Origin of the sequence: Pseudoduganella buxea, from assembly GCF_009720835.1 — a bacterium.
Lineage (GTDB): Bacteria > Pseudomonadota > Gammaproteobacteria > Burkholderiales > Burkholderiaceae_D > Rugamonas > Rugamonas buxea.
Genome location: NZ_WNKZ01000181.1, coordinates 1 through 3,541, shown reverse-complemented (window position 1 = coordinate 3,541; position 3,541 = coordinate 1). Strand labels below are relative to the sequence as shown.

The window sequence follows — 3,541 nt, the reverse complement described above, 5'->3', positions numbered from 1 at the left end:
TACCTCCGCGCTGCGCTGCGCCAGTGCCGCGCGCGCCTCGTCCACGCCCTGGGCCAGCCGCCCGGCCTGTTCGTGCCAGCGCAGGTCCGTCTCCAGCGCGCCGCGCTGCATGTCCAGCGCCGCCACGGCCGCATCAGCCTCGCGCGCCAGCCGTTCCGTCTCGCCCCGTTCTTCGCCCGACAGGGGCTTCTGGTCCGCCAGGCGCGCCTGGATCTGCTGCAGCGCGTGCTGTTCCTGCTTCTGGCGCTCGAAGGCGCGGCGCGAGATGTCGCTGTAGACGGTGCTGCCGGTCAGCGTTTCGAGCAGCATGCCGCGCTCGTCGTCCTGCGATTTCAAAAAGGTGGCGAATTCGTTCTGCGCCAACAGCACGGCGCGGGTGAACTGCTCGAAGTTCAGGCCGATGCGGGCCTCGATCTCGGCGCGCACCTCCGTCTTGGTCGCGCCGATGGGGTGCAGCTGCGGCAGGCCGTGCAAGGTCATCGCCGTCGGCTGCAGGGCGCCGGCCGCTTTCGTGCGGGCCCGGCGCACGCTCCAGCGGGCCCGGTAGGCATTGCCGTCATTGCCGACGAAGTCCACTTCCGCGTAGCCCTCGGGCGTGCCCCGGCGCAGCAGGGTGCGCGGGTCGTCCGACGAAATCGGGTCGCCTACGTCCGGCGTCTTGCCGCGTGCATGCACGAGGCGGGGCGTGCGGTCGTACAGGGCCAGGCACAGCGCGTCCAGCAGGGTGCTCTTGCCGGCGCCCGTGGGGCCGCTGATGGCGAACAGGCCGGAGGATGCCAGCGGCTCGCTGCCGAAATCGACGGAAAATTCATCCGCCAGGGAAGCCAGGTTCTTGCCGCCGATGCGCAGGATCTTCATCTACACCCCCGCCAGCAGCAGTTCGGCGAAGGCCTCGACCTGGTCCGGCGGCGCCTCGCTGCCGAACTTCTGGCGGTACAGGCGGGCGAACACCTCGTCCGGCTGCAACTGGGCCAGCTGGTCCAGCGACAGGGCCGCGTCGTCCAGCGACGGCCCGCGCGCGGCGCTGGCCGTGTCGATCTTCGCCAGCCGCACGTACTTGCCTTCCAGCGCGGCCTCGATGCGCGAGCGCAGGCCCGGCTCGGGCGCGTCCAGCAGCACGCGCACTTCGACGAAAGGCTGGGCGTACGGCGGCGCTTCCGGGAAGTCCAGTGCTTCCAGTTCGTCCAGTACCTGCGCCAGCGGGGCGGGGCGGGACGGCACGCGCAGCAGGTGCACCACGCGCGGCACGGGAATGGCGACGGCCTCCTGCAGGGCACCGCCGTCCAGGTCCACGCGCAGCACCTGGTGCGGATACAGCACTTCCGAGAACGACAGGGGGATCGGGCTGCCGCTGTAGCGGATATGGGCATGGCGGCCGATGCGCTGGGCCAGGTGCAGGTGGCCCAGGGCGGCGTAGGCCACGGACGGCCCGAACATCCCGGCCGGCAGCATCTCGGTGCCGCCGATGACGATGCGGCGCTCGGAGTCGGACGACATCTGCCCGTCCACCATATGGCAGTGGCCCATGGCGACGATGGCCTGGCCAGGCTGGCGCAGGCTTTGCGCATGGGCCTCGGCCTGCGCGTACAGGGTGGCGATGCCGGCCAGGTAGCCGTCGACGCTGTCGGCGCCTTCCTGGGCCACGCGCGGCACGTCGGCCGGGCGCAGGAAGGGCACGGCCAGGCACCAGGCGGCAACGTCGCCGGCGCGGTTGGTCAGGGGCAGCACCATGCGGCCGATGTCGATATTGCCGTCGGCGTCGCGCAGCACGTGGCCGATCACCTGGGTGCCGTGCGCCGCCAGCAGCGGCCCCGGCGCCTCGATGCGCCCGGGCGAATCGTGGTTGCCGGCCGTGACGACGATGTCCAGGCCGGGCGCGCGCTCGCGGGCCTGCTGCAGGAAGCGGTACAGCTGGCGCTGCGACGCGGCCGACGGATTGGCGTTGTCGAAGATGTCGCCGGCGATCAGCAGCGCGTCGGCCTGTTCGGCGACGATGGTGTCCAGCAGCCAGTCGAGGAAGCACTGGTGTTCGTAATGGCGGTCGAAATTGTGCAGCGACTGGCCGAGGTGCCAGTCGGAGGTGTGCAGCAGGCGCATGGGGTGTACGGCGGTCAGGGGACTGCCATATTATATGAAACGTCGGCCGCCCGTCGTGTTCCCGGGCGCCGCTGCCGGGCCGGCTGCCTCTTGCTGGCGAAATTCATTAGAATAGCCACGCCACCGCCCTGGAAGGAATGACTTGCCCACACGACTGCACTTGAGCCTGCCCGCCGCCCGGGCCCTGCACCTTGCCGCCCAGGGCCTGCTCCAGCCGCGCCGGCGCCGCGCCGCCAAGGCCGATGTGCTGGACCAGATCGCGCGCATGGGCGTGCTGCAGATCGATACCATCCACGTCGTCGCGCGCAGCCCCTACCTGGTGCTGTGGAGCCGTCTGGGCGACTATCCCCAGGCGTGGCTGGACGAACTGCTGGCCGAGGGCGCCCTGTTCGAGTACTGGGCCCACGAGGCCTGCTTCGTGCCCACATCGGACTACCGGCTGCTGCGCCACCGCATGCTCGATCCGGCCGGCATGGGCTGGAAGTTCCCGCAAAAATGGCTGCGCGAGCGGGGCGACGAGGTGGCGGCCCTGCTGGCCCACGTGCGTGCCAACGGCCCCGTGCGCGCGGCCGACTTCGAACGCACGGACGGCAAGGCCGGCGGCTGGTGGGAATGGAAGCCGGAAAAGCGTTCGCTCGAAGCGCTGTTCACGACGGGGGCGCTGATGATCGCCCGGCGCCACAACTTCCAGCGGGTGTACGACGTGGCCGAACGGGTGCTGCCCGGCTGGAGCGACGCCGACCTGCCGCCGCCGGACCAGGTGGCGCGCGAGCTGGCGCTGCGCACCGTGCGCGCGTTGGGGGTCGCCAGGGCGGCCTGGGTGCCGGATTACTACCGCACGCGCGGTCCGCGTCTCGACCTGGCCGCGCTGGCGGGCGAGGGCGCGCTGCTGCCGGTCACGGTGGACGGCTGGCGCGAACCGGTCTATGTCCATCCCGACCTGCACGACGCCGCGCAGGCAGCGGCAGCAGGGCAGCTGGCGCCGACCTTGACCACCCTGCTGTCGCCGTTCGACCCGGTGGTGTGGGACCGGCGCCGCGCGCTGGAGCTGTTCGGCTTCGACTACCGGCTCGAGTGCTACACGCCGGCGGCGAAACGGCGCTACGGCTACTTCACCTTGCCGCTGCTGCGCCGTGGCGCGCTGGTGGGCCGGGTCGACGCCAAGGCGCACCGCAAGGAAGGTATCTTCGAGATCAAGCTGCTGGCGCTGGAGCCGGGCATGCGCACCAGCGAGCGCTTCGTGCGCGATATCGTGGCCGGATTGCGGCGCTGCGCCGCCTGGCATGGCTGCCCCTCCGTGCAGGTGTGGCGCACGGAACCGGCGGCGTTCGTCTCCGCCCTGGCGGCTGGCCTGACGGCGACCGTGGCGGAGGCGGCATGAAGGTCGACCCGGCAGCAGCGGCGCTGGCGGCCGCCCCGGCCAGCGTCGTCGGTCCGGACGGCC

3 protein-coding genes are annotated in these 3,541 nt (G+C 71.5%); 1 reads left to right on the top strand and 2 read right to left on the bottom strand.

The annotated features are described in order from the left end of the window. Positions 1–858, bottom strand: an 858-nt coding sequence (locus GM672_RS27315; protein WP_155473643.1) for an AAA family ATPase, incomplete at its 3' end; no start/stop codon positions are given. Further along, a complete protein-coding gene (locus GM672_RS27310; RefSeq protein WP_155473642.1) occupies positions 859–2,097 on the bottom strand; it encodes an exonuclease SbcCD subunit D C-terminal domain-containing protein in 1,239 nt (412 codons plus the stop codon). A gap of 142 nt (positions 2,098–2,239) precedes the next feature. Between GM672_RS27310 and GM672_RS27305 the strand changes: the two genes are divergently transcribed. Next, positions 2,240–3,478 (top strand): winged helix-turn-helix domain-containing protein, encoded by a 1,239-nt coding sequence (locus GM672_RS27305; protein WP_155473641.1) that lies wholly within the window; start codon positions 2,240–2,242, stop codon positions 3,476–3,478. The last annotated feature ends 63 nt before the right edge of the window (positions 3,479–3,541 follow it).